Annotated in this window: 22 protein-coding genes, 1 tRNA gene, 1 other RNA gene and 3 pseudogenes; 10 read left to right on the top strand and 17 right to left on the bottom strand. The window is 57.3% G+C overall.

What is annotated here, in order from left to right; translation table 11 throughout:
- Positions 1 to 106 precede the first annotated feature (106 nt).
- The 6 genes from CAI21_RS12975 (at position 107) to CAI21_RS12950 (ending at position 7,044) form a co-directional block, all read left to right on the top strand.
- On the top strand, positions 107 to 778 hold the full coding sequence (locus CAI21_RS12975) for an SOS response-associated peptidase (RefSeq protein ID WP_116302678.1): 672 nt from the start codon (positions 107 to 109) through the stop codon (positions 776 to 778).
- A gap of 124 nt (positions 779 to 902) precedes the next feature.
- Positions 903 to 1,958 (top strand): NO-inducible flavohemoprotein, encoded by a 1,056-nt coding sequence (hmpA, locus tag CAI21_RS12970; RefSeq protein ID WP_220348190.1) that lies wholly within the window; start codon positions 903 to 905, stop codon positions 1,956 to 1,958.
- 293 nt (positions 1,959 to 2,251) lie between these two features.
- Complete coding sequence (locus tag CAI21_RS12965; protein ID WP_116302677.1) at positions 2,252 to 3,169, top strand: AAA family ATPase; 918 nt, start codon at positions 2,252 to 2,254, stop codon at positions 3,167 to 3,169.
- Positions 3,169 to 4,125, top strand: coding sequence for a DUF58 domain-containing protein (locus CAI21_RS12960; protein ID WP_116302676.1), 957 nt, complete (start codon positions 3,169 to 3,171; stop codon positions 4,123 to 4,125). The genes CAI21_RS12965 and CAI21_RS12960 overlap by 1 nt, the downstream gene beginning before the upstream one ends.
- Positions 4,113 to 6,083, top strand: a complete 1,971-nt coding sequence (locus CAI21_RS12955; protein ID WP_181919414.1) for a transglutaminase TgpA family protein — start codon at positions 4,113 to 4,115, stop codon at positions 6,081 to 6,083. The genes CAI21_RS12960 and CAI21_RS12955 overlap by 13 nt, the downstream gene beginning before the upstream one ends.
- Positions 6,084 to 6,309: 226 nt before the next feature.
- The gene (locus CAI21_RS12950) at positions 6,310 to 7,044 is read left to right on the top strand and encodes a glycerophosphodiester phosphodiesterase family protein (protein WP_116302674.1); all 735 of its coding nucleotides are present in this window, start codon (positions 6,310 to 6,312) and stop codon (positions 7,042 to 7,044) included.
- A 46-nt stretch (positions 7,045 to 7,090) separates the two neighbouring features.
- Here the strand turns inward: CAI21_RS12950 and iscR are convergent, their stop codons facing one another.
- The 3 genes from iscR to ppsR form a co-directional block, all read right to left on the bottom strand.
- Positions 7,091 to 7,564: a Fe-S cluster assembly transcriptional regulator IscR gene (iscR, locus tag CAI21_RS12945; RefSeq protein WP_116302673.1), complete on the bottom strand. Its 474-nt coding sequence runs from the start codon at positions 7,562 to 7,564 to the stop codon at positions 7,091 to 7,093.
- A 173-nt stretch (positions 7,565 to 7,737) separates the two neighbouring features.
- Positions 7,738 to 8,205 (bottom strand): DUF1249 domain-containing protein, encoded by a 468-nt coding sequence (locus CAI21_RS12940; RefSeq protein ID WP_116302672.1) that lies wholly within the window; start codon positions 8,203 to 8,205, stop codon positions 7,738 to 7,740.
- An 80-nt stretch (positions 8,206 to 8,285) separates the two neighbouring features.
- A complete protein-coding gene (gene ppsR / locus CAI21_RS12935) occupies positions 8,286 to 9,107 on the bottom strand; it encodes a posphoenolpyruvate synthetase regulatory kinase/phosphorylase PpsR (RefSeq protein WP_116302671.1) in 822 nt (273 codons plus the stop codon).
- A gap of 276 nt (positions 9,108 to 9,383) precedes the next feature.
- Here ppsR and ppsA point away from each other — a divergent pair.
- Positions 9,384 to 11,762, top strand: a pseudogene (ppsA, locus tag CAI21_RS12930) (phosphoenolpyruvate synthase).
- A 175-nt stretch (positions 11,763 to 11,937) separates the two neighbouring features.
- Positions 11,938 to 12,759: a sulfurtransferase gene (locus CAI21_RS12925; protein WP_116302670.1), complete on the top strand. Its 822-nt coding sequence runs from the start codon at positions 11,938 to 11,940 to the stop codon at positions 12,757 to 12,759.
- Positions 12,760 to 12,899: 140 nt separating this feature from the next.
- On the opposite strand, the gene orn is transcribed toward CAI21_RS12925, so the two are convergent.
- Entirely contained in the window at positions 12,900 to 13,472 is a 573-nt protein-coding gene (orn, locus tag CAI21_RS12920) for an oligoribonuclease (RefSeq protein WP_116302669.1), read from the bottom strand.
- A 166-nt stretch (positions 13,473 to 13,638) separates the two neighbouring features.
- Here orn and rsgA point away from each other — a divergent pair, with 166 nt between their 5' ends.
- Positions 13,639 to 14,535 carry a small ribosomal subunit biogenesis GTPase RsgA gene (rsgA, locus tag CAI21_RS12915; RefSeq protein ID WP_181919413.1) on the top strand — a complete coding sequence of 299 codons (897 nt, stop codon included), beginning with the start codon at positions 13,639 to 13,641 and terminating at the stop codon, positions 14,533 to 14,535.
- Between the two features lie 37 nt (positions 14,536 to 14,572).
- Here rsgA and CAI21_RS12910 read toward each other — a convergent pair whose 3' ends face one another.
- From CAI21_RS12910 to CAI21_RS12875, 8 genes and pseudogenes are all read right to left on the bottom strand, one after another.
- A complete protein-coding gene (locus tag CAI21_RS12910; RefSeq protein ID WP_116302667.1) occupies positions 14,573 to 14,917 on the bottom strand; it encodes a histidine triad nucleotide-binding protein in 345 nt (114 codons plus the stop codon).
- 66 nt (positions 14,918 to 14,983) lie between these two features.
- A complete protein-coding gene (recR, locus tag CAI21_RS12905; RefSeq protein WP_116302666.1) occupies positions 14,984 to 15,583 on the bottom strand; it encodes a recombination mediator RecR in 600 nt (199 codons plus the stop codon).
- A gap of 131 nt (positions 15,584 to 15,714) precedes the next feature.
- Positions 15,715 to 16,037 (bottom strand): annotated as a pseudogene (locus tag CAI21_RS12900) (YbaB/EbfC family nucleoid-associated protein).
- A gap of 164 nt (positions 16,038 to 16,201) precedes the next feature.
- Positions 16,202 to 17,868 (bottom strand): annotated as a pseudogene (gene dnaX, locus CAI21_RS12895) (DNA polymerase III subunit gamma/tau).
- A 180-nt stretch (positions 17,869 to 18,048) separates the two neighbouring features.
- Positions 18,049 to 18,145, bottom strand: an RNA gene (ffs, locus tag CAI21_RS12890) — signal recognition particle sRNA small type.
- A gap of 187 nt (positions 18,146 to 18,332) precedes the next feature.
- A tRNA-Ser gene (locus CAI21_RS12885) sits at positions 18,333 to 18,423 on the bottom strand.
- A 71-nt stretch (positions 18,424 to 18,494) separates the two neighbouring features.
- On the bottom strand, positions 18,495 to 18,824 hold the full coding sequence (locus tag CAI21_RS12880; protein WP_116302665.1) for a DUF1820 family protein: 330 nt from the start codon (positions 18,822 to 18,824) through the stop codon (positions 18,495 to 18,497).
- 183 nt (positions 18,825 to 19,007) lie between these two features.
- Positions 19,008 to 19,418: a secondary thiamine-phosphate synthase enzyme YjbQ gene (locus CAI21_RS12875; protein WP_116302664.1), complete on the bottom strand. Its 411-nt coding sequence runs from the start codon at positions 19,416 to 19,418 to the stop codon at positions 19,008 to 19,010.
- A gap of 120 nt (positions 19,419 to 19,538) precedes the next feature.
- Here CAI21_RS12875 and CAI21_RS12870 point away from each other — a divergent pair, with 120 nt between their 5' ends.
- Complete coding sequence (locus CAI21_RS12870; RefSeq protein ID WP_116302663.1) at positions 19,539 to 19,940, top strand: hypothetical protein; 402 nt, start codon at positions 19,539 to 19,541, stop codon at positions 19,938 to 19,940.
- Between the two features lie 44 nt (positions 19,941 to 19,984).
- Here CAI21_RS12870 and ribA read toward each other — a convergent pair whose 3' ends face one another.
- The 5 genes from ribA to CAI21_RS25640 all read right to left on the bottom strand — a co-directional run.
- Positions 19,985 to 20,572 (bottom strand): GTP cyclohydrolase II, encoded by a 588-nt coding sequence (gene ribA / locus CAI21_RS12865; protein WP_116302662.1) that lies wholly within the window; start codon positions 20,570 to 20,572, stop codon positions 19,985 to 19,987.
- A 284-nt stretch (positions 20,573 to 20,856) separates the two neighbouring features.
- Positions 20,857 to 22,059: a Bcr/CflA family multidrug efflux MFS transporter gene (locus CAI21_RS12860; protein ID WP_116302661.1), complete on the bottom strand. Its 1,203-nt coding sequence runs from the start codon at positions 22,057 to 22,059 to the stop codon at positions 20,857 to 20,859.
- 328 nt (positions 22,060 to 22,387) lie between these two features.
- A complete protein-coding gene (locus CAI21_RS12855; RefSeq protein ID WP_116302660.1) occupies positions 22,388 to 23,302 on the bottom strand; it encodes a LysR family transcriptional regulator in 915 nt (304 codons plus the stop codon).
- Between the two features lie 277 nt (positions 23,303 to 23,579).
- Positions 23,580 to 24,128, bottom strand: a complete 549-nt coding sequence (locus CAI21_RS25645) for a glycoside hydrolase family 5 protein (RefSeq protein ID WP_309544700.1) — start codon at positions 24,126 to 24,128, stop codon at positions 23,580 to 23,582.
- A partial coding sequence (locus CAI21_RS25640; protein ID WP_309544957.1) for a cellulase family glycosylhydrolase occupies positions 24,020 to 25,005 on the bottom strand: 986 nt, incomplete at its 5' end. The genes CAI21_RS25640 and CAI21_RS25645, both read right to left, overlap by 109 nt.

Raw genomic sequence — 25,005 nt, 5'->3', positions numbered from 1 at the left:
TCTCCGCTGCCATGCCATGCATGGGTTCGCGCGAGTTATCCCCGCAGGCAGAAAACCGAACGCTCTGCCCACATGTCGGAGACAACCCTCAGCGAGGTTGCCCGGCATGTGTGGACGCTTTGCTTTGTATTCATCCAGAGGCCGCGTTGCCCGGTTATTGGGTATAAACCACCCTGTGGGAGACCAAATCGCCCGCTACAACGTGGCGCCCGGCACGCAAATTAGCCTGGCACTGGCACCGCAAACTCTAAGTGCTTTGCAACTTGGCTTTAGTTGGTGGGGATTCCATCCGACCTGGACGGAAGGCCGCAACGCGCCCCGCCCTATTAACGCAAGGGCCGAGAATGTCGCTAAAAGCCGATACTTCCGCCATGCCTTCGCTCATCGGCGCGGCCTAGTTCCGGCCGACGGTTACTATGAATGGCGCCAGGAAGATGGGCACAAACAACCGTATTACATTCAGTCCAAGAACGGCGAGATTCTCATGCTGGCGGCGATATGGGAACCGACCGGACATGGCACTGAAACTAGCTGCGCGATACTCACTGAACCGGCCTTCGGACCGCTGCTTGAGGTGCATTCGCGCATGCCGGTGGTGTTAGCGCAGGCGTGTTGGAGCGATTGGCTGGACCCCAGCCTGGTTGATCGCAAAACCGTCCGCGAAGCGGTCAAGCGCGTGCCGCCCGATTCGTTGGAAATCTACCCTGTCAGCACGGCGGTCAACCGACCCAGCAACAACGCTCCCGATCTGATCGCTCCCGCCTCAAAACAGGGTTAGCGCTTATTTAGAGCTTGCCTTCCCTTTGCCGGTGTATCCAAGCTCGCAGCCCCCCGACTGGATCATGCACTCCAATTCTGATAGCTTTAAGATGTATTACATTTACATCTTATGGAGGCGTTCTATGCTCAGGGAACAAGACAAGGCCATCGTAAAGTCAACCGCTCCTGTGCTTGCCGAGCACGGTTTGGCAATCACAGAGCATTTCTATCGGCGCATGTTCCGTCACCACCCCGAACTAAAAAGCATCTTCAATCAGGCCCATCAAGCCATTGGGGATCAACCCAAGGCGTTGGCTAATGCGGTCTATGCCTACGCGGCCAATATCGATCGACCGGAAGTACTTGCGAACACCGTCTCCCGGGTCGCGCATAAGCACGCCAGCCTCGATATCGAGCCGAGCCAATACGATATCGTGGGCGAACACCTGCTTGCTTCCATCCAAGAAGTGCTCGGCGACGCGGTAAACGATGAGATCATCGACGCCTGGCGCGCCGCTTACGGCCAACTTGCCAATATCTTTATCGAAGCGGAAGCCGAACTTTACCGAGAAGCCAGCAGCAAACCGGGCGGCTGGCGGGGTTGGCGGCGTTTCACTATCCGCCGGAAAGTCCGGGAAAGTGCGGAAATATGCTCTTTCTATCTTTATCCCAGCGATGGCGACGCCGTGCCTCGATACACCCCCGGGCAGTACGTGAGCGTACGCGTCGACGTGCCGGCTCTGGGCCTGACTCAGCCGCGGCAGTATAGCTTGTCGGACGTTCCCAATGGCGAGTATCTGCGTATCTCCGTCAAACGCGAAAACCCCGCTGACAATCCAGCCGGCATGGTGTCCAATCTATTGCACGACGAATTCCACGAAGGCGATGAACTTGAGCTTAGCCCGCCTTTTGGGGACTTCCTGCTCACGGCTACAACGCATTCGCCGCAAGTCTTTATTAGCGGCGGCGTCGGCATCACACCCATGATCGGAATGCTTAAACAGCACCTTGCGCAAGCTCCGGACGCAGTGGCGCTGTTCATTCACGGTGCTCGTAACCGTGCGGTACAGGCGATGCGAGAGGAAGTACGGGCGCTCGAAAGCGAACACCCAGGGTTGAAAAGCGTTTTTTTCTCGAAAACCCAGAACCTCATGCCCGCCTCGGGGACGACTACGACCAGCAAGGTCAAGTCGATCTAACAGCCGTCCCAGAGTGTTTCGAGCTACCTGGGGCACACTATTACCTCTGCGGACCGCTTCCATTCATCCGCCTTCATCGAGACGCCTTACATCGTAACGACATCGACCCGGCGCGGATTCACTACGAAGTATTCGGCTCCGATGTCCTGGAGCCGGCGTGAGCGCCTCCTAAGTCGAGCCGTTTTGAATGACGTGGTATAAATTAGGGCGAAAAAGGAAAAGCGCTCTCTCACAGGCTGCCCGAAACTCTGCACGGGTTCTGGGCAGCCTGTGCTAATTTCAGGAAGTCATTCATGCCCCAAGCCTTAGCGCAAGCTCTTCAGGCCGCCGACGAAATCATTCTCGACAAACAGACGCAACTTCGGCTGGCCTTCGCCTGCCTACTCGCCGATGGCGACTTATTGATCGAAGACTTACCAGGCGTTGGGAAAACCACGCTGGCGCACCTGCTGGCGCGCCTACTGGGTTTACAGCTGCAACGCATCCAGTTCACCGCCGACTTGCTGCCAGCGGATATTGTCGGCTGCTCGATCTACGAGCACAACAGCGGCACACTCAACTTTCGGCCCGGCCCGATCTTTGCGCAATTTGTACTCGCTGACGAGATCAACCGCGCAACGCCTAAAGCCCAAAGCGCCTTACTAGAAGCAATGGAAGAGCGGCAGGTCACGGTAGAAGGCGAAACCCGCCCCCTCCCCCGCCCCTTTTTCGTGATTGCTACTCAGAATCCGGACACGCAAATCGGCACCTTTCCATTACCGGAGTCCCAGCTCGACCGCTTCCTGATGCGTATCGAAATGGGCTATCCCAGCGCAGCGGCGGAACGGATGTTGCTCCAAGGCGAGAGTCGACGCAGCCTTTTGCAGCGCCTGCAACCCGCGCTCAACGCCCCGGATCTACTAGCGCTGCAACAACAGGTTCCTCGCATTCATGCGTCGGCTGCCCTCATCGACTATGTACAAGCCTTGTTGGCGCATACCCGCACCTGCGGCCACTACCGGGTGGGGCTGTCGCCGCGGGCGGGCTTGGCGCTGCTGCGAGCGGCACAAGCGTGGGCACTACTGAATAATCGCGATGCGGTTTATCCGGAAGACGTACAGGCTGTGTTTCCAAGCGTCGCCAACCATCGGCTCCACCCGAACGAAGCAAGCCTTGCCGCCAATCGCCAAGTCGGCCCCGTCGCTATACTGCAGCAGGTTTCCATTCCCTGATGCGGCTTGTCGAACGTTTACCCGAAGGCTTGCAAGCCTGGCTTGTCCGCGGCGATACGGTCGGCCAACAACCGATCGGCTTGCGCTACCGCCGCATCTTTATACTGCCGACCCGGGCGGGCCTGGGTTATACCGGTATGCTCATTGTCATGTGGCTCGCCGCGATGAACTACGGCAACAGCATGGCTTTCGCCTTGGCGTTTCTTCTCGCTGGGCTCGCACTGGTGTTTACCCTGCATTGTTTCCGCAATTTACTGGGGCTGGAGTTGCGCTGTCAGCCTCCGGAGCCGGTTTTTGCCGGTGCTAACGCCGCCTTCCCGCTCCAGCTAAACAACCGCAGCCGTCGCCCTCGGCTGGGAATTGAACTGCATCGCGAGGGAAGCTTACAAGAGGCGAGCGATATCGCACCCTATGACAGCACGGTACTGACATTGCAACGAAAGACGACCGCCCGCGGCGTCGTTGCCGCTGGCCGCAGCCGTATTATCTCTCGCTTTCCTGGCGGTTTGGTGTTTGCATGGTCTTGGATCGACGTGGACAGCGAATGTCTTGTTTACCCTCGCCCTGCCGACACCGGCCTGCCGCTACGCTTTAGCGGCACCAGCGATAGTCTGCACAAAACCGCCGGGGAGGATCAGGACGACTTCCATGGCGTTCGCCGCTATCAGGCTGGGGACCCTCTGAACAGAGTCAACTGGCACTCCATCGCCCGTGGGCTGCCGCCGCAAACCAAGCTCTACCAAAGCGCAGCCCAAAACGGGCTTTGGTTCGATTGGCACCGTCTCGAAGGCATGGATAACGAACAACGCTTATCGCAGCTGTGTCGCTGGATACTCGACGCCGAGGAACAGGGGTTGCGCTATGGCCTGCGCTTGCCTCATACGGAAGTCGCGCCCGGTCAAGGCGCCCCCCACTGCCATCAATGTCTGAGAACGCTTGCCTTATGCCCCGCATGACTCGCAATCAGGCAATGGCGCTACCGCAACCGTTGCTGCTAGCTCTTTTGCTAACCTTAGCGGCTATCCTGCTCCCCCATGCGCTGCGCCTTCCCGCTTGGATTACCGCAGCTGCGCTAGGTCTGGGCCTCTGGGGCTACTACCTTAATCGATCCGGGCGCCGCTTACCGGCTGGATGGCTTCGCGGGGCGCTCACCGTCGGCATCGGCACCGGCATCGTTATCCACCACGGCACCTTTATCGGGCTTCAAGCCGGCACCGCGCTGTTGGTGGTCATGACTGCGCTAAAGCTGCTGGAGCTGCGCCGCCGGCGCGACTTGCTGGTCGTTCTCTACCTCGGTTACTTCCTAATCCTGACGCAGTTCTTCCACTCTCAGTCGATTCCCAGCGCACTGTACTTGCTAGCCGCCGTTTGGGCGATGACGGCCATTTTGATAGCCGTTCAACAAGCCCCGGCGACCGCGACGGCGCAACCGCAATTTCGTCTGGCAGCCGGTTTATTAGCGCAGGCGCTTCCCATTATGGTGGTACTCTTTATTTTGTTTCCGCGATTACCCGGGCCGCTATGGGCGCTTCCCGACGATGCTCATAGCGGCATTACCGGTTTGAGCGAAACGATGACGCCCGGCGCTATCAGCGAGTTGACCCGGTCGGACGCGGTTGCTTTCCGAGTCGAGTTCGACGGTGCGCTACCTCGTCGCGACCAACTTTATTGGCGCGGGCCGGTGCTGACTGCCTACGATGGCTACACCTGGCGCCGGGACTCGGCGGCCGAGACACCGCTGCCGATCTACGACATCGGCACCGACACCGCGATCGACTACACAATCGTATTGCAACCACATACGCATAACTGGCTTATCAGCTTAGATCGGCCGATCACGGCGCCAAGCCGAAGCCGACTGAATCGGGAGTTGGAGCTGGTTACCGCCAGCCCCGTATACGATAGCCGCCGTTACAGCCTTAGCTCGCGCGCCTCCAATACGCTCCCGGCGGCTCTGCCTCCCGACCAGCGCCAACGCTATTTGCAACTACCGCCAGATCGTCACCCTAAAGCCCAAGCGCAGGCACAGGAATGGGTTGCAGCGGATAAGTCCGAGGAAGAGATTCTGGAAGCGGCGGTACGCTTTTTCTCTACTCGCCCCTTCACCTACACCATGAATCCACCGCGTATGCAACGCGATGCTGTCGACGAGTTCCTGTTCGAGACCCAAAGAGGCTTCTGCGAGCACTATGCCAGCGCTTTTGTGGTGCTGCTTCGCGCTGCCGGCGTACCTGCTCGCGTCGTTACCGGCTACATGGGCGGCGAATTCAACAACGTGGGCGACTATATGATCGTTCGCCAATCGGATGCTCATGCTTGGGCCGAGGTCTGGCTCCCCGAGCGGGGTTGGCTACGCGCCGACCCAACGGGTCTTGTCGCTCCGCAACGGATTGAGCTCGGTCTTGGCGGCGCCGTCGCCGACACTGAGCCCGTCCCCCGCATGGCACGCGGCGACAACAGCTGGGGGCGTCAGCTCCGCTTATATTGGGATGCCGTAAACCAACGCTGGGATTATTGGGTCCTCGGCTACGGCCCAGAACTACAGCAACAAGTGCTTGCACGTTTAGGCTTGGTCGATAGCAAACGGATGGCAACCGCCCTAATCGTCGCCGTCGCCACCCTACTTTGCCTGCTAAGCTTGTTCTTGCTCTGGGAAACCAGACGGGCACCTCCGGACGAAGCAAGTGCCTTATTTCAGCGCTTCTGTCGCAAACTCGCTCGCCAAGGCATCGTCCGCCAACCGCACGAGACGGCCACCGGCTTCGCCCGACGAGTTGCCGACGAATGCCCCGAGCTTGCCGCTAAAGCCGAGCTCATCGCCACACTCTACACTCGCCTACGCTACGAACCGACACCCCGCGAGCAATGGCTGCAAAGGCTCCGAGAAGCCGTTGCCACCGTTCCGCCACGTTAAGGCGAGTTGGCAGGCCGCCCGCAAACAAAAACTGCTTGCAAGAAATACCGTAAGGCTCTATTGCTAAGGAGACGCTGATTTATCCTCTACGGCCTCTGCCGCACGGCGCGTTCGTGGCTAGAACGCACCGTGCAAGCCACAGCAATATCCGGGGCCTAAATCAGCGCATCTTTATTGTTGCCGTTTCCCCGTTACCTGCCAGTCGGGCAACGGGACGAGGTCTTCTATGAGCAAAAAGCCGCTTATTATTGCCCACCGTGGTTACACGGCCGATTACCCGGAGAATACGCTGCCGGCGCTACAAGCGGCCGTCGACGTCGGTGTGGCCGCCGTCGAGTTCGACGTTCAGTTTAGCCGTGATCACATTCCGGTTGTCTTTCACGATGCCGACCTCTGGCGCCTTACCGGAGAACGAGGCGCCATCGCCGAATTCGACTATGCTCGACTGGCGCAATTAAGCGCCTGCGACCCGGAACGGTTCGGCACGCGGCACCGCGACATTCGTATCCCGCGCTTAGTCGACGCTATAGAGCTTTTGAAAAACACCGGCGAGCTGACGGTTTTCGTTGAAATCAAGCGCGATAGCCTACCTACTCATCGTATACCGGCGGCGGTACAAGATGTTGCCCGTGCATGCGAACCGCTCGGGGAGCGGGCGGTTATTATCAGCATGGACCCTGCGGTCATTCAGGAAGCTAGGTCGCTGCGACGCGGCCCTGTCGGCTGGGTATTATCGGAGTGGAGTACAGCGGAGGCGGAACGCGCCCACACGCTAGAACCAGACTACCTATTCTGCGACGAAGTGCTGCTGCCGCCGACACCGTCCGCGCTGTGGGCTGGCTCCTGGCAATGGGCTGTTTACGAAGTCAACGATATCGCCACGGCGAAAGATCTTGTCGCGCGCGGCGTTAACTATATCGAAACTAAAGAAGCGCGCCTGCTAGTGGAGCAACTCCAATGAAGACCGCTTCCCGCACCGTAGGCGATCGCGCGATCGGTATGCGGCATTAAGCGACAGAATTATCTCGGGCGCTCGCCCGCTCGCCGCGAATGTCGTGTTTGCGGGCGATTTCCTGCACAGACGGACGCTCGGCAAGTTGCGCTAAGGTAATACCGTCGAGGAAGCTGTAGATTTGCTGGCTAAGGTCGGTCCAAAGATCGTGCGTGAGGCATGGCTCACCGCTCTGACAGTTGCGTTGCCCGCCGCAACGGGTTGCATCGACATTCTCATCCACCGCCACGATGACATCGGCAATGGTGATCTCTCCCGCCGGTTTTGCTAGTCGATAGCCGCCGCCTGGACCACGCACGCCTTTCACTAATTTATTCTTCCGCAGACGAGCAAACAGTTGTTCAAGGTAGGAAAGCGAAATCCGTTGGCAACGCGATATATCCGCCAACGTAACCGGCCCGTCCTGCTCGTGCAACGCAAGATCCATCATTGCAGTGACCGCATAACGGCCTTTCGTCGAGAGTTTCATGAGACGCCGAACCTATTTCCCTACCGTACAAGTAGGAAATAGATATACAAGCGGAACTGACATCGGTCAAGGAAGAAGCTGGCGAGATCGGTTATTACCGTTTTAGCTCGTTTATTCTCACGCCGCAATTGCTGCGGCTCGATGAGCCCTCGCCCGCCAGTGCGGGGGGCAACCTAGACGGCCAGATCGTTCTCTCCCGGCTCCGGAAAACGGTGCCCTTCCCCTAAGCAATAGCGCAACCAGCGGTTGAGAAAACGATTGACTTCCCAACGCCAGGCAAGGCTGCGACGGTCGGGCGGCGCTCCCTTGCCTGTCCAACGAAACGAATGCAGTGCCGAGTCCGGCAAAACCTCGGCTAACTGCGCATCGTGATAAATCCGCACCAAAAGATCCGGATGCGCGCGGCGGCCGCTGTTGTCATCGAAATAATGCGTCAGCGCGACCGTACTGGTATACGGACTTAACTCCTCTATCCGCAGATAGAGGTCGACTTCGCCCCGCGATACCTGCTCGTCGCCGACGGCGACAACGTCGGGCACTAGCCGTCGCATGTAGATGTAGTTGTTCTCGTACAACTCCATCAAGCTCGCGAAGCTGCGTGCTGGTGCCAAACTCGTTATGTGGTCGCAACTCAATATCATAATTCGAATCTTACCACGCGCCCTTTGCATCGACAGTAGCAAGACTGCCACAGCCGCCCACTGGAAAACGCGTACGAAGTCTAATAAAGTCGCCGCTTCAATTTCCGCTCGTGGAGGATGGTGGTCGCGATCTCCTCGATCGACATGGTCGTGGTGTTGATATACGGAATCCGTTGCTTGCGGAATAATGCTTCCGCGCGCGCCACCTCGTACTGACATTGCCGAGGCGAGGCATAGCGACTGTTAGGACGCCGTTGACCACGAATTTGTTCCAGCCGATCGGGGCGAATGCTAAGGCCATATAGCTTATCCCGGTATTGGCTCAGAGCCTCGGGGAAGCGACCCTCGTCCAGATCCTCCTCGGTCAGGGGATAATTTGCGGCATAGATACCGTACTGCAAGGCAAGATATATACAGGCCGGAGTCTTTCCGCTACGAGAGACGCCGACCAAAATGACATCCGCTTGGGTATAGTGATGCGTGGTTACGCCGTCATCGTGATTCAGCGCATAGTTCATTGCATCAATACGGATGTCATACATGCTATTATCCACCACACCATGGGAACGACCCACGGTATGAGTGGAGCTTAGCTCAAGTTCTCGTTCGAGCGGGGCGATGAACGTTTCGAAGAAATCGAACAGCACGGCATCGGCGGTACGTAGAATAGATCGTACTTCCGAATCGATCACCGTGCTGAAGATCAGCGAACGTTCGCCACTGACGACATTCGCCTGTTCGATTTGCGCAATAGCGGCATGAGCCCGCTCGGCGTTATCGATAAAAGGCAACGTCACCAAGTCTAGCTCCACGTCGAACTGCGTGAGCAGGCTATGACCGAGCGTTTCGGCCGTAATGCCGGTACGATCGGAGATGAAAAATACGGTACGTTTTTTAGTCATCGGTATGATTGGCGGCTCGCTTGTACAAAAAACAAGCACTCCACTCGCTACAGCTGATAGAATACGCCCGCCTTCCGCGGTGGCGCCACGTCATGCTAGCGGAATGAGAAGGCCATTAACAGGCACCGTCGGTACCGAATTTACCGAAATAGTACATTTAGGGTCTGGCCCATACGGGTTCAGCACGGTAACCTTTGCCGCGCAAAAGTTTCTACGTCTGTCGGACGTGTCTTGGAAGACATACAGCTCTCGCGCAAGCCATGGGGAGAGACGACATTGCAAGAGTATGTAGTTTGGTTTGAGTCCCTCGGGATGAACGACGTCGAACGAGTCGGGGGCAAAAACGCCTCGCTCGGTGAGATGATCAGTCATCTATCCGCTGCCGGTGTAAGCGTGCCTGGGGGCTTCGCCACCACTGCCGCCGCTTACTGGGATTTTCTAGATGAAAGCGGCCTGCGCGAGCGCATCAATGAGGCGCTGGAAGGTCTGGACGTCGACGATGTCGACCGGCTGGTCGAAGTCGGCGCGAAAATTCGTAAGATGATCGTCGACACGCCTTTCCCGCCCACGCTGGAACAGGCCATCGTCGACGCGTTCAACAAGCTCGATGCCGACGGCAACGGCTCCTTCGCGGTACGCTCCTCGGCCACGGCCGAAGACTTACCCGACGCCTCCTTTGCCGGTCAGCAAGAGACATTCCTTAATGTCCAGGGCCTCGATCACGTTCTGATCGCGATTAAAGACGTGTTCGCCTCCCTGTACAACGATCGGGCAATCGCTTACCGGGTACACCACGGCTTCGACCACGGCCAGGTCGCCCTATCCGCCGGCATCCAGAAGATGGTGCGCTCCGATATCGGCGCCGCTGGCGTTATGTTCACCATGGACACCGAATCCGGGTTCCGCGATGTGGTGTTTATCACCGCCTCCTACGGGCTGGGCGAAACCGTGGTACAAGGCGCGGTGAATCCCGACGAATTCTACGTCCACAAATCCACGCTGGAAGCCGGTCGGCCGGCGGTGCTACGTCGCAACCTCGGTAGCAAAGCCATCAAGATGGTCTACAGCGGCGAGCGCGGCCACGGCAAAACGGTCAAAACCGTCGACGTCGACCTGGCCGAGCGCAACCAGTTCTCGCTGACCGACGCTGAAGTGGAAGATCTCGCCCGACAGGCGCTGATCATCGAAAAGCACTACGGTCGCCCGATGGACATCGAGTGGGGCAGAGACGGCAACGACGGCAAGCTATACATCCTGCAAGCTCGCCCGGAAACGGTAAAAGCCGCGACGGCGGCCAGGTGCTACAGCGTTATCACCTGAAGAACCGAGGCGAAGTCGTTGCGACCGGTCGCTCCATCGGTCAGCGGATCGGCGCCGGTAAAGCACGCGTTATTTCCGACCTAAAGGAAATGAACAAAGTCGAACCGGGCGATGTACTCGTCACCGACATGACCGACCCCGACTGGGAGCCGATCATGAAGCGTGCGGCGGCGATTGTCACCAACCGCGGCGGTCGTACCTGTCACGCGGCGATCATCGCCCGCGAGCTGGGCATTCCTGCCGTCGTCGCGCGGCGACGCGACCGACCGCATTAAGGATGGTCAGGACGTCACCGTCTCCTGCGCCGAGGGCGACACCGGCTACATCTACGCCGGCCAGCAGGAGTTCGAAGTTCGCGAACTATCGCTGGAGAACATGCCGGAGCTACCGTTCAAGATCATGATGAACGTCGGCAACCCGGACCGCGCCTTCGATTTCGCCAGCCTGCCCAATGCAGGTGTCGGTCTGGCACGACTCGAATTCATCATCAACCGCATGATCGGCATTCACCCGAAAGCGCTGCTTGAATTCGATCAGCAGACGCCGGACCTGCAGGAAACCATCCGCACGCAGATCGCCGGCTATGCCAGCCCACGCGACTTTTACGTCGACAAGCTATCCGAAGGTATCGGCACCTTGGCTGCCGCCTTCTCCGATAAGCCGGTTATCGTACGCATGTCCGACTTCAAGTCGAACGAGTACGCCAACCTCATCGGCGGCGAGAAGTACGAACCGCACGAAGAGAACCCGATGATCGGCTTCCGCGGTGCATCGCGCTATATCTCCGAAGACTTCCGCGAGTGCTTCAAGATGGAGTGCGAAGCGCTCAAACGTGTACGCAACGATATGGGGTTGACCAACGTTTGGATCATGATTCCGTTCGTTCGTACCGTTGAAGAAGGCAAGCAGGTTATCGAGCTGCTGGCCGAAAACGGCCTCAGAAAGGGCGAGAATGACCTGAAGGTCATCATGATGTGCGAGCTACCGTCGAATGCGGTACTGGCCGACCAGTTCCTGGAGCACTTCGACGGCTTCTCGATCGGCTCGAACGACCTCACGCAGCTCACGCTGGGCCTGGACCGCGACTCGGGCCTTATCGCGCACTTGTTCGACGAGCGTAACGATGCCGTGAAAGCGATGCTGCACATGGCGATACAGGCGGCCCGTCGCGCCGGCAAGTATGTCGGTATCTGCGGCCAAGGCCCGTCGGACCATCCGGATCTGGCACGCTGGCTGATGGACGAAGGCATCGAGAGCGTTTCCTTAAACCCTGATACCGTTGTCGAAACCTGGCTATACCTTGCCGGACAAAGCATTCCGCAACAGGATAGCTAGAACATAGCAACCGACTACAGAAGGCGCCCTTGAGGCGCCTTCTTACTTTTGGTCCTTGCCCTGAACGAGCCGACGACGCAGGATAAAGACAAGAGAATATGGCTCTGCCCGCCGTTACATTCACGGGCTTGCGCAGACCTTACTGTTACCCTCTTTGCTCAGGAGGTTACCGCTTATGACCACCCCGGAACTACCACTGGTTATCGAACCCGATCAACTACATAGGCACCTGCTCAACGAGCAGTTATTGATCGTCGACCTTAGCGACCCCAATGCTTACGCGGACCGCCATGTCCCCGGCGCGGTTAACCTTCCGTATTCCCGCATCGTACATGCAGAACCGCCTGCGATGGGTCTCTTGCCCGACGAGGCTCAGCTAAGCCGCGTTTTCTCCGAAATCGGCCTTAAGCCCGAATTGCATGTGGTTGCTTATGACCAGGAAGGCAACGGCCGTGCCAGCCGACTCCTATGGACATTAGATGCGCTGGGGCATGAGCGTATCTCGTTACTTAACGGCGGCCTGCATGCCTGGGTCAACGACGGCCATCACGCGGAGGCCGGAATTATTGAGCCCTACACCACCGACTACCGCGCGCGCATAGAAAAACCCGAGGTGCTAGCCGATAAAAGCTATGTATTAACGCACCTAAACGACCCACACGTAAAAATTCTCGACGCCCGCTCCCCGGCTGAGTTCGCAGGCGAAGATAAGCGCGCAGCACGTGTGGGCCATATTCCCGGCGCTGTTAATTTGGAATGGGTTCAAACCATGGACCAGGGCCGCCACCTACGTTTTAAACCCGATCCGGAGCTCAGAGAGATGCTGAAAGTACGCGGCATCACGCCTGAGAAAGAGATCGTCGTCCATTGCCAAACGCATCACCGTTCAGCCCACACGTACGTGCTGCTGAAACATTTAGGTTTTGAGCGAGTACGTGGCTACGCGGGATCATGGTCGGAGTGGGGAAATGATCCGAACACCCCGGTAGAGGTATAAGGCCGCAAAGACTTACGTTGCCAGCGGATCGACGAGCGGCCAGGGGACCAATGCCCTGGACCTCTCGCCAACCCGCTCGGAGAGCGACTACCAAGCGGCTTCTTGCCAAAGGGCGAGCAAGCCGCGCGCTCTCAAAGGAGCTAACCTAAGCTTGAAGACGTGCTAGCAGGTAGCTTCAAGAAGTGCTCGCGGTAATGGCGCAGCTCTTCGATCGACTCTTTGATGTCATCCAAGGCTAAATGAGCCCCTTTTTTGTTGAACCCCTTCATCACATCCGGCGCCCAGCGTTTTGCCAACTCTTTGATCGTGCTAACGTCCAGGTGGCGGTAATGGAAATAACGCTCCAACTCAGGCATGCAGCGGTGTAAGAAACGGCGATCTTGGCAGATACTGTTGCCGCACATCGGAGAGGCCTTGGCAGGCACATACTGCCTGAGAAATGCCAGCGTCTGAGCCTCTGCCTCGGCTTCGCTAATCTCGCTCTCCCGAACGCGTTGCGTCAGCCCGGATTTCCCATGTTGGTTCGTGTTCCATTCGTCCATGCCAGCTAGGACCTCTTCCGGCTGATAGATAGCCAGCACCGGACCTTCCGCAAGAATCTCCAAATTCGAATCGGTGACAATTGTCGCGATCTCGATAATGCGATCGTTATCGGTATCGAGACCGGTCATTTCTAAATCTATCCATATAAGGTTATCTGCCGATGGGCCCATTGGTTCGCCTTTTTCCTCGTACTAAATTAACCTTTCGGTTGCGACTTAAGCCAAGGCCGCAACCGGAAAGACAACACAGCCTAATGTTGTCGGGGATTCTAACAAAGGCTATCCTGCCTGCCGACCGCCGCCGATGCGGCCAACGATAGTCACCGAACGCGAGCCCATGAAAGATACCCAACCGGGACGAGTCGTCATCAGTTATGGCCAGGAAGCGATTGTCGAAACCGCCGACGGCCTCTTGCAGCGCTGCAAACTTCGCCGCCGCGTAGGCCGACCGGTTTGCGGCGATTACGTCGCGTGGAGAGCCAGCAGCGAGTCCGACGGCGTGATCGAGCGTATCGAACCGCGCCAAAACGTCGTTGCCCGCCCCGACTATCGGGCCAAACTTCGCCCGCTAGCCGCTAATGTCGACCTCATGGTCATCGTGGTCGCTGTCGAACCGGAGTTCACCCGCGAACTGATCGATCGCTATCTGGTATTGGCGGAAAGCCTGGAAATCAAGGCAGCCTTGTGGGTCAACAAGATAGACCTGCTTAGCGTCGAGGCCCGTAGAGATTTAGAAGACTCGTTAGCGAGCTACCGTGAACTCGGCTATCCCGTCGACTTCGGTAGCACCACTAGCGAGGCCAGCATAAACCCTTTACGGGAGGGCTTGCGCGACGCTACTAGCGTGCTCGTGGGGCAATCGGGAGTCGGCAAGTCGTCGCTGGTCAACACGCTATTACCGGATCAGCAGGTACGTGTAGGCGCCCTTTCCCACGCCAGCGGACAAGGCCGCCACACGACAACCGAAACCACCTTGTACCACCTGCCTGACGGTGGCCATTTGATTGACTCGCCGGGGATTCGTACATTGCGCCTAGGCCACCTCAATCCAGAGCAAATCGAACACGGCTTCATCGAGTTTCGCGCCTTTCACGGCCAGTGCAAATTCAACAATTGCCGACATATCAATGAGCCTGGATGCGCAATTGCGGCTGCCGCACAAGCAGGTGCCATTAATCACGAAAGGCTTGAGAGCTTTCGCACTATCATAGCGGCTGAAGAAAAAGCTTACTGAACGGCCGCTCGTTAGGGAGCGTCGGCCGCGAGACAACCTAACCTGGCGGCCAACTTAAAGCCCTACCGCCAAGCACGTGCAGATGGATATGAAAGACAGTCTGGCCTGCGCCTTCGCCGCAATTCATTACCGTACGGTAGCCGCTCTCTGCGATACCTTCTTTCTCCGCAACGGCACGCGCGGCTAAATACAGCTCGCCCACCAACGCGGCGTCTTCCGCCGTCAGAGCATTGATGCTTTCGATATGCCGCTTGGGGATGACCAAAACATGGGTGGGAGCTTGCGGATTAATGTCCCGAAACGCCAAAACGTTATCGGTTTCCAATACCGTGTCGGGCTCGATGTCGCCGGCCACTATCTTGCAGAATAAACAATCCGTCATAGCGCTATCATCCTTTCTTGTTAACGCTGGGCCGGCCGAGCCGAGTGCGGGTCTAGCTATGCCTTCTTAACGATACTCTCGACGCCCGGCAAATGCGTGCGACAGGGTGCCGCTGTCAACGTACTCCAACTCGCCGCCTATCGGCACGCCGTGAGCGATCCGGCTCGTGACCACATTATGCTCATGTGCCATTTCTGCAATGTATTGCGCTGTCGCCTCCCCTTCCACGGTAGGGTTGGTCGCGAGAATAATCTCCTTCACCTCGCCTGCCGCAAAACGAGCTTCTAGCCGCTCCAGCCCGAGCTCTTTGGGGCCGATACCGTCAAGCGGAGAAAGGCGCCCCATAAGCACAAAATAAACGCCGCTGTAATCGGTCGCCTGCTCAAGGGCAAACACGTCCGCCGGGCTTTCCACAATGCACATCAAGCTGCGATCGCGTCTCGGGCTGGCACAAATGTCGCAGATCGGCTGCTCGGTTAACAACCTGCACTCCGCACACTCGCCCACGTTATCCACGGCTTTCACCAAGGCATCGGCGAGACGAGCCGCCCCCGGACGATCGCGCTGCAGCAGATGAAACGCCATCCGCTGCGCCGATTTTGGCCCAACGCCGGGCAAGCACCGTAAAGCATCGATCAGATTCTGTATTAACGGTGAAAAAGCCATGCTGTCTCTATGCCTTACACGGTGCTGCCGGAATACTAGTACGCCTTCACGCATAGATGCGCCGACCCAGCGGACTTACGCGTCCAAAGGGAGCGCCGGCACATCGAAAGCTGATCGGCCACTAAAGGTTCTTAGAACGGCAATTTCATGCCGGGCGGCAACCCTAGGCCGACGTCATATCCGACATCCGCTCTTTTGCCTGCTCTTCGACCTTACGGACCGCGTCGTTCACCGCAGCGGCGACCAAGTCTTCCACCATTTCCTTGTCGTCTTCGAACAAGGTCGGATCGATGCTCACCCGCCGCAGCTCATGCCGCCCGGTCATGACGACGCTCACCATGCCACCGCCAGCCTCGCCGGTCACCTCCATGTTGGCGACTTCTTCCTGTGCGCGCTGCATATCCGCTTGCAGCTTCTGCGCCTGTTTCATCAAATTGCCCAAACCACCCTTCATCTTCGGATCCTCCGTACGGTGCGCACTAGCAGAAGCTCTGAATTCGGTAAAGCTTCAGAGTTTCCTTTATTCGAAAGCTACCATAAACTAACCAAACGGTTTCGAAATAGTCTTAGCGATAGGAACAACTGACACCGACAACCTATCGACGACAACAACGCCTATTAATCGATAGGCTCAATCGAGCCGTTAATCACCTCGGCGCCAAACGTATCCCGCATAGCGGCGACATTGGGGTCTTGATTGATCGTTTCCACGGCCGCCTGACGCCGGTTAGCGGCTCGCTCCTCCGCCAGCTGAGCGGGTATAGCCCCTTCGGGTGCTCGCATTTCGATCTCTAACTGTAAGTCCTCGCCATAATGCTCGCCCAACGCCTTGGCTAACCGTTGCTCAAGTGCCGGATTACGCAAATGCTGATGATTTGGATCGAGCCGCAAGCGCAGCTTGCCGCCACTATACCCGACCCATTCGCACTGCATCGCTAAAGCACGCGCCGGCCCTTTCAACGCCAAGGTATCGATAGTATCGAACCAAGCCGCACCGTCGGCACTCGCAGCGGCAGCAGGCTGCGCTACCGGCTGGCTAACCGGTGCTGGAGCCTCGCGAGCGCTTACCGGCTGCTGAGCATCGGCTGGGGGCGGTGTGGCAGCGGGCATCGGCGCCTTCGCTTGTTTCTCCGGCGATCTACTCGGCTCTGGCGCCTGCGCTTGTGGGCTCGCCTTAACGCGCGGTGCCGAAGGCGCCGCCGACTGGGGGCGAAACGCCAACATCCGCAACAGTACCATTTCGAAGCCGATGCGAGGGTCGGGCGCTAACGGCAAATCGCGGCGGCCGATTAACGCAATCTGATAAAACAGCTGCACGTCTTCCGGCGCCAAACGCTCCGCCAAGGCAAGCAACCGCTCCCGCTGCGGCACATCCTCGGTTACGCTGGAGGGAATGGTCTGCGCCAAAGCCAATGTGTGCAGCAATGTCAGCAGCTCCGCCAAGGCTTCGCTATAATCCGGAGCCTGAGCGCCCATTTCTCCAACCACCTTGAGCATGGCTTCGCCATCCTCGGCCGCCAGGCAGTCGAGCAAATCAAACAGAAAGTCGCGCCCGATGCTGCCAAGCATGCTGCGCGTTTCCTGCTCTCGCACTTCGCCGCTACCAAACGCAATGGCCTGGTCAAGCAGACTCAAGGCATCGCGCATACTGCCGTCAGCAGCCTGAGCTACCGTCGCCAAAGCCGGCTGCTCGTAACTCAGCCCTTCCTGGTCAAGGACGTGCTGCAAGTGTTCGGCAATCAAAACAGCCGGCAAGCGCTTAAGATTAAATTGCAAGCAGCGCGATAAAATCGTAACTGGGATTTTTGCGGGTCGGTAGTCGCTAAGAGGAATTTCACATGCGGCGGCGGCTCTTCCAGCGTCTTGAGCAACGCGTTAAAGCTGTGCCCGGACAACATGTGTATTTCGTCGATCAGATAGACCTTATAACGGCCCCGAGTCGGCGCATACTGGACGTTATCCAACAAATCCCGCGTATCTTCTACTTTGGTACGGGAAGCAGCGTCAACCTCGATTAGATCGACAAAACGCCCCTCGCTGATCTCTCGACAGGCGCTGCACTGTCCGCAGGGCTGCGAGCTAATGCCTTCCTCGCAATTAAGGCATTTCGCCAAAATCCTTGCCAACGTGGTTTTACCGACGCCGCGGGTACCGGTAAACAGATAAGCATGATGCAGGCGCCCGCTATCGAGCCCGTTCACCAGGGCACGCAAGACATGCTCCTGACCGGCCATCTCAGCGAAACTGCGGGGCCGCCATTTCCGGGCTAGTACCTGGTAGCTCATGAATCCTCAATGATCGACGCTAACGGGAATCGAGCGATTGTACCATCGCGGCAAAGCGATGTTTAAGAAAATGCGGAAAGGAGCTAGGCGGGCCGCCGAATTTTTTGCCGAGCGCAGGGCAACGCGCGGGTACACGTTCAACGCGAACCTGTTCGACCTCTGCTCTATTAGGGAGGCGGCCGACGCCAGCCACACCCCGGCGCCCGAGTCCACTGCTGCCGCTGCTCCCTTCCGGGCCTGACGGGGTTCACAGCTTATCGCCGCGGGGGGACCGGCGCAGCCACCATTGAAACGGTCTAGCTGAACGCCAGCGAGGTGTTACGGTAGCGAATTCGGCGCCAGAATACTAGTCCTTTCTGATTCTCGCCGTCGTCGAACCCTACTTGTCTATTCCGAGGGTTCAACCCCAGCTGCCATACAAATTAAAAGGGGCTGCCCTGTCGGACAGCCCCTTTTAATTTGTATGGCGGAGAGGGAGGGATTCGAACCCTCGGTACGCTTGTGACGTACACACACTTTCCAGGCGTGCTCCTTCGACCGCTCGGACACCTCTCCAGAATCTGCGCAGCTACTTCTTGGCGTTGCCGCGACAAGGTGCGCAAGATTATACGAAAACGCTGTTCAGTTCAATCGCCACCTTTGCTCGGGTTGTACATCGGCATCGGAAAAGGGGTTACGTTGCCGCTGGGCTCGCTGATTTTGCTCGCGCCTTCCTTCTCCACCTCGTCGATGCGAATAACCGAGTGCATCGGAATGTAACTCCGCTTCACCCCGGCAAATTCGCTCTTGAGCCGCTCTTCGGAAGGATCGACTAATACCTGCGACCGCTCGCCGAAGGTTAATTCCTCCACTTCGATGAAGCCGAACAGGCCACCCTGCGATACCTGCCGCGCGTAGATTTCGTAAACCTGCCCCTGATTAAAGAAAATCACCTTGTAGATCTGCTTCAAGGCCATCGCTGCATCTCATCCCGTGTTGACGGAGCCTCAAGAAAACATCAACTTTGCGTTAGCCAGAAAACATAGGCGCTAACGATAACGATACATTCAGAGTATCCTAAATGGCGGCAGAGCATACCATATGGCAGATATCCGCCCTACTCAATAACATCCTCGCACGCCTTTTTCGCCGGTTCCAGGTCACCCGACTACGGTGACGGTAATGCTTCGCCGCGCACCGCAGGCCCGATGCTCCCATACATAGATCCCTTGCCAAGTGCCTAAACCCAAGCGCCCCGCAGTCACTGGAACGGTTAATGCACTCTGAGTTAATACGCTTCTTACATGCGCGGGCATGTCATCCGGCCCTTCGGCGTCGTGTTCGAACATAGGATCGCCGTCGGGTACCAAACGCGCCATGAAACGATTAAGGTCGCGACGCACCGACGGGTCGGCGTTCTCGCAAATCATTAAGGACGCACTGGTATGATGGATAAAAACATTACATAGCCCGACATCCACACCCGACGCAGCGACTTGAGTACCGACTGCATCGGTGATTTCGTGCGTGCCACGCCCTTGCGTTGATACAGTAAACTGTGCCTGATACATCTATCGCACTCCCAACTCATAAGCTCGGCAACCCTTAAGGAAACATCATGTACGGCTGGGAAGGCAATTCATTCGACGCTATCGCACGGCCTTGCGCAACGCGACCCCCGACGCTATCCTTTGGGCTGCGCGACTGAAGATGGTGCAGGTACGCGGCCGGTTCTGCAGTGGTTTCGCGATCACGTCGAATTATCGGCTTATCTTTGGCGTATGGAACCGCAGCGCTGGGGCATCAAGCTTAACGAGCTGACGGATTTAAAAGAATCCAGCCGTCCAATTTATACTCAACTCGACGTATTTGGCCCGAATGAAGAGCTGCGACAAGCCCTAAACGCCCTCACCCTCCCCGCTTACGGTATTCTTTGGTGGGGCAGCTTTACGGATTTATGCGCCGGCAACTCTGACTGGAGCCGACATTGGGTTTCTGCGTTCACCAACAACGACACCGTGGACGAAGAGCAACAGGAGGCATTTGTCGCCTTTCTCCGCGACCACTTACTGGCAAACGCTTCAGCGACCTGATGCAAGCCTCCGCGCCTCAAGTTTAAAGGGCGATAAGGCGATAATCAGTCGGTAATAAGATGCCCAAGCCGACTCGCCTTGGTAGCGAGATATTTTTCATTCTCGGCCGAGGCGCCGACGCGATGCGCTACGCGCTCGCTAATCTCGACACCGCACGCCTCCAAAGCTTGTAGCTTGCGCGGATTATTGGTCATCAAGCGAACACGCTTGACTCCAAGCGCTGCGAGAATGGCTACGGCCACGGAGTAATCGCGGGCATCGGCAGGAAAGCCGAGCTTTTCGTTTGCCTCGACCGTATCCGCACCTTCATCCTGCTCTGCGTAGGCGCGCAATTTATTGATAAGGCCGATGCCACGCCCTTCCTGTCGTAAATATACGATAACCCCCTGCCCCGCTTCGCCAATTTTATGCATCGCTGCCTCAAGCTGCGGACCGCAATCGCAACGCATGCTAAATAAAGCATCGCCGGTCAAACACTCGGAGTGCACTCTGGCTAAAACAGGCGCGTCGCCAGCGATATCCCCCATCACCATGGCTAAATGCTCCTGCCCGCCTTCCTCGACGAAGCCATACAGGTGAAATAGCCCATACGGCGTGGGCAGGCGGGTTTTAGCAGCAAGCGTTATATTCATTCGGGCAGGAAACCTTTGAATCCACGACTAAGGGAAATACCAATCCTCAAGCCTTTAGCGACTCCGCATAGAGTGCCGCAATCGACATCTTACGACACGCGCAGCGTCGGCAAAGAACAGAACTTGGCGATATTTCCAAAGCTCAGGCGGCCAATCCTACGACTAAAGGCGCCGGGGAACAAATCCCAAAGGCGGCCTATGCGACACAAAACACGCTAAAAAGTGCACCTCCGCCTGTGCGCCACTCGCCAAGTCGTTCGGCTAACGAACAGCTTTGGCCTTTCTCAAATCCGTACCGCTCTCGGACCCGGCCGGCGCACAATAAACCAATAACTGGCTAGGCTTAGCGCACCGGTTGTAGCGATTATTATCGCCATTGGGGTGGGCGTCCCATCGTGGAATTGACCAACGGCAGCGCCAATCAATGCCGCTAATGTCATCTGAATGAAACCGAAAAGCGACGAAGCGGAACCCGCCATATGCGGAAACGGCGCGGTGGCACCGGCCATCGTCTGCCCGATCATTATACCGGCTCCCGCCATATACACCGTATGCGGCCCGATCACCGCCGCAACCGTATGCACATCCAGCAACGCCAACGCGCCCATGCTGCTGCCGCCGCCGGCAACGAGGAACGCGCCCAATAAGGTTAATCGACTCATGCCAAGACGACGGCTAAAACGCCCGCCGAAGAAGGCACCCGCCACCATTCCCAGCACCGTTACGGCAAAGTAAAGGCCGTAAGCCTGCTCAGCCACCCCCAGCGTCCCAATCAATACAAAGGAAGAACCCGAGATAAAGGCAAACATGCCTCCGAAAGACATGCTGTTGGTCAGCGTATAGCCGACAAACTGGCGGTGCCGGGCAAGGACGGCAAAATTTCGTAAGATATTGCTAGGCCGTATGGATTGCCTCCGCTCAAGCGGTAGCGTTTCCGGCAACTTCAACGCGAGCAAGCACATAACCCCGACCGCATAGATGGCCACCGCCACAAACGAAGATTGCCAACCGTAAAACAAGAGTAAAGCGCCGCCCAGCAAGGGCGCCACAGCAGGCGCTAATGCCGTCACCGACCCCATATACGACATAGTTCGTGCCGCATCGCGCGGCGGGTACAGGTCTCGCACGGCCGCTCGCCCTAACACGGGGCCGGCCGACCCTCCAAAAGCTTGCAGAAAACGCCCTAACCACAATGCCTCAACCGTAGTTGCCGTAATACAAAGCAGGCTGGCCACGGCAAAAAGCATCAAACCGCCGACTAAGATGGGCTTGCGACCGAAGCGGTCGGATAACGGTCCGACGAATAGCTGAGCTATAGCGAACCCGGCCATGTACAAACTTAACGTCAGCTGCACTTCGTCAGGTGTCGCCGTTAACGCCTCGCCAATGGCGGGCAAGGCTGGCAGATACATATCGACAGCCAGCGGCCCGAGCGCGACCACAGAGGTTAGTAGGAGGGTCGTAGACAGTGTGTTCGGTTTTCGCATGAAACCTCGTCGATAACGAGGGCGTGAATTAGTACGCCGAGCGGCAACCTGCCGGGAAATGCAGCGTTAGGAAGCCAAGGGCGCACACGCACAAGCCACCAAATCGGCAACGGCGATATGCCCTCGCTTGCGCACTTCATCCAGCCGAAGAAAGGGTTCGGTATTGTCCCAATACCATTAAAGACATCTGCTTACCGCCCAGCGCGGCTTCCGCTAACCCCTGAACGATAAGAGGCAAGACAACTGAGGAGTGGTCCGAAGAAGAGTTTATCGATTACTTCCATTCGATAAAGCAGATACATGGCATAGCACTTATGCAGACTTTGAATCAGTCTGGAATCGAAGCCATAACCTCGGCCACACTCGCTTCCAACGCCCCTCGCAGCCAACGCTGGACCGGATCGGCATGATGGCGTTGATGCCAAAGCATATACAGCGGCATCTCCGGCAAGGTAAAGGGTGGCCGGTGGGCTCCTAAACCCTGCATCGAACCGAGGCGTAACAAACTGGGCATGGTTGCGATCAAATCGCTCCCCCGGATAAAGGGAGGCGCGCCGGAAAAGTTAGGAACGGTAAGCGTTACTCTTCGACGAATGCCGGATTGCTCCAGTTCGTCGTCAAGGATCACTCGCTCTCCGTTGCCGAAACGAACCGAGACATGATCGGCAGCGAGGTATTCGCTCAAGGTCTTAGGGGCTGTGCGCACCGCCGGGTCATAGAAACACATAAAGTCGTCGGTCAATATTCGCTTCTGGACGATGTCGCTTGCCTGCGGCGGGTGCGGCGTGATGACCAGATCGCAGCCGTCGTCCCGCAATTGTTCGGCGGAAGGAATGCCGGAAGGTACCACAGCCACGTGCACATTCGATGCCTGGCGCCGCAACCGCTCCAGCAAACACGGCAAGAGTAAATCCCGCTGATAGTCGTTAGCGGCGATGGTAAAGCTAACCGGCTTATCGCCTGGCTTAAACTCGGCCGGTGTGGTGAGCGCTTTCATCTCGGCGAGTATACGCCTTGCCTGCTCTCCTAACGCTCGGGCGTGAACCGTTGGGCGAATACCGCGCCCGGATTTGACGAACAAGGGATCGCCCAACACGTCCCGGAGCCGATCTAAGGCATGACTAACAGCCGGCTGGCTCATATCAAGCCGTTTCGCCGCCGCCGAAACCGAGCTTTCCTCAAGCACAGTCACAAGTATTTTCAGCGACTTACCATCCAACCCCAAGTAATCGTACTTGTTCATCTACTTTAAATGCCCACCCTACCCGAAGCGCGTACGGAGGCTCGGTCTGCCTATTCGTATCGGCGCCAAAAATCAATCGAGGCATGACGAATCCGCAGCAGCAGTCAGCATTCTTAATGCTAATACTCTCGGCAGCCGAAAGGAATTAAAACACAAAAAAGACGCCATCGCTGAAGCCCGTTAACGGGTCGGCATCGAGTAGAACGATTCTGCGCAAAACGCGAAGGGACCGACAAGCGGCCCCTTCTTTCCGCTCCGCACGTTGCTGTGCGTGAGCTTACGGTCGCTCTTTTATCAACTCGCGAACTAATCGGCCCGATTCGCTCAACTGAGCCTGCGTCCAACCGCCGCGGGCACTCGCACCCGGTGCCAAGGCGGCGGAAGATTCAACCTTATCCGACAGGTTCCAGTTCACCCAACTGATGCGGCGATCATTCAGAAAATCGATCCAAACCCGTGTTTCCTGCTCAAAAACGCCACCGTCTCCGGTCGCCTGAGAAACACCCCATTCGGAAACGAAAATTGCCGCATTCCGAGACCGCGCGTAATCAATCCGACTACGCAATTCCTCGCCGTGGGTACCGGCGTAGAAATGCAAGGCATAAGCGACGTTAGGATCGCTCAGCGGATTATCGGCGGCATCGTGAATATCCTGACTCCAGGTGGCGGTACCGACAATGATAAGGTTATTCGGATCGTGAGCGCGAATGGTATCGATCACGTCAACCGCGTATGGGCGGATATGCTGATTCCAATTGACCGGGCCATTCGGCTCGTTCGCAATCTCATAAATGATATTGGGATAATCCCCATACCGGCGCGCCATATCGTCGAAAAATCAATGGCTGCATCTTTGTGCTGATTTGGATCGCCATCGTTGAGAATATGCCAATCGATAATCACATAGAGGCCAAGATCGATCGCCGCTTCTATGGTTTCGATGACTTTCTGCTTTACCGAGGGGTCGTCGATATAACCGCCGTGGACGGTATACATCGCCGCCCGAATAACATCGATTTCCCAATCGTCGCGAAGCCAGCGAATGCTGTCTTCATTCATATAATGGCCGTACCACTGCAAGCCGTGGGAACTCATTCCACGCAGTTGCACCACCTCGCCCCGCTCGTTGACCAAGTCGGGGCCGTTAACGCTGAGCTGCCCCCAACGCCCAACCGGCGTGTTACCGCTAGCAGGAGGGCGCACGCCCCCTCCGCCCAAAGGTAAGCCACTGGTGACTGTTACCGCACGAACGAGCAGGTTACGATCTTCGCCATCAGCGAAATAATCGTTCGTAAACTCGATCCGCACCGGCTTATCGCCGCTGCGCTCGCCCAGATCGAACTCAAACGACTGCCAAGTAGCCCCGTCGACACTCTGGTCGACGACTAACTCGCCGCCGACATAGACCCGCATATTCGGCCAAGCGCCTGCGGCATAATCTCCAGAAGCTACAATTTCGAGCGTGCTTTGGCCATTGAAGCTGAACGTCTCTTCGATATAACCATCGGTCCAGATATTCCAACCGTTATCGGCAGCAGGCCCTCCGGTCGTCTTTACGGAAAAGTCACTAGCGTAAACGGAGGTAACGGCGGTATCGCCGCCGTTGCCGGTATCGCCGCCGTTGCCGGTATCGCCGCCGTTGCCGTTATCGCCGCCGTTGCCGTTATCGCCGCCGTTACCGTTATCGCCGCCGTTACCGTTAT

It is taken from the genome of Alkalilimnicola ehrlichii (assembly GCF_003399765.1).
Classification (GTDB): Bacteria; Pseudomonadota; Gammaproteobacteria; order Nitrococcales; family AK92; genus AK92.
The sequence above is the reverse complement of the archived record's forward strand: the minus strand, read 5'-3'. Positions and strand labels throughout refer to the sequence as shown.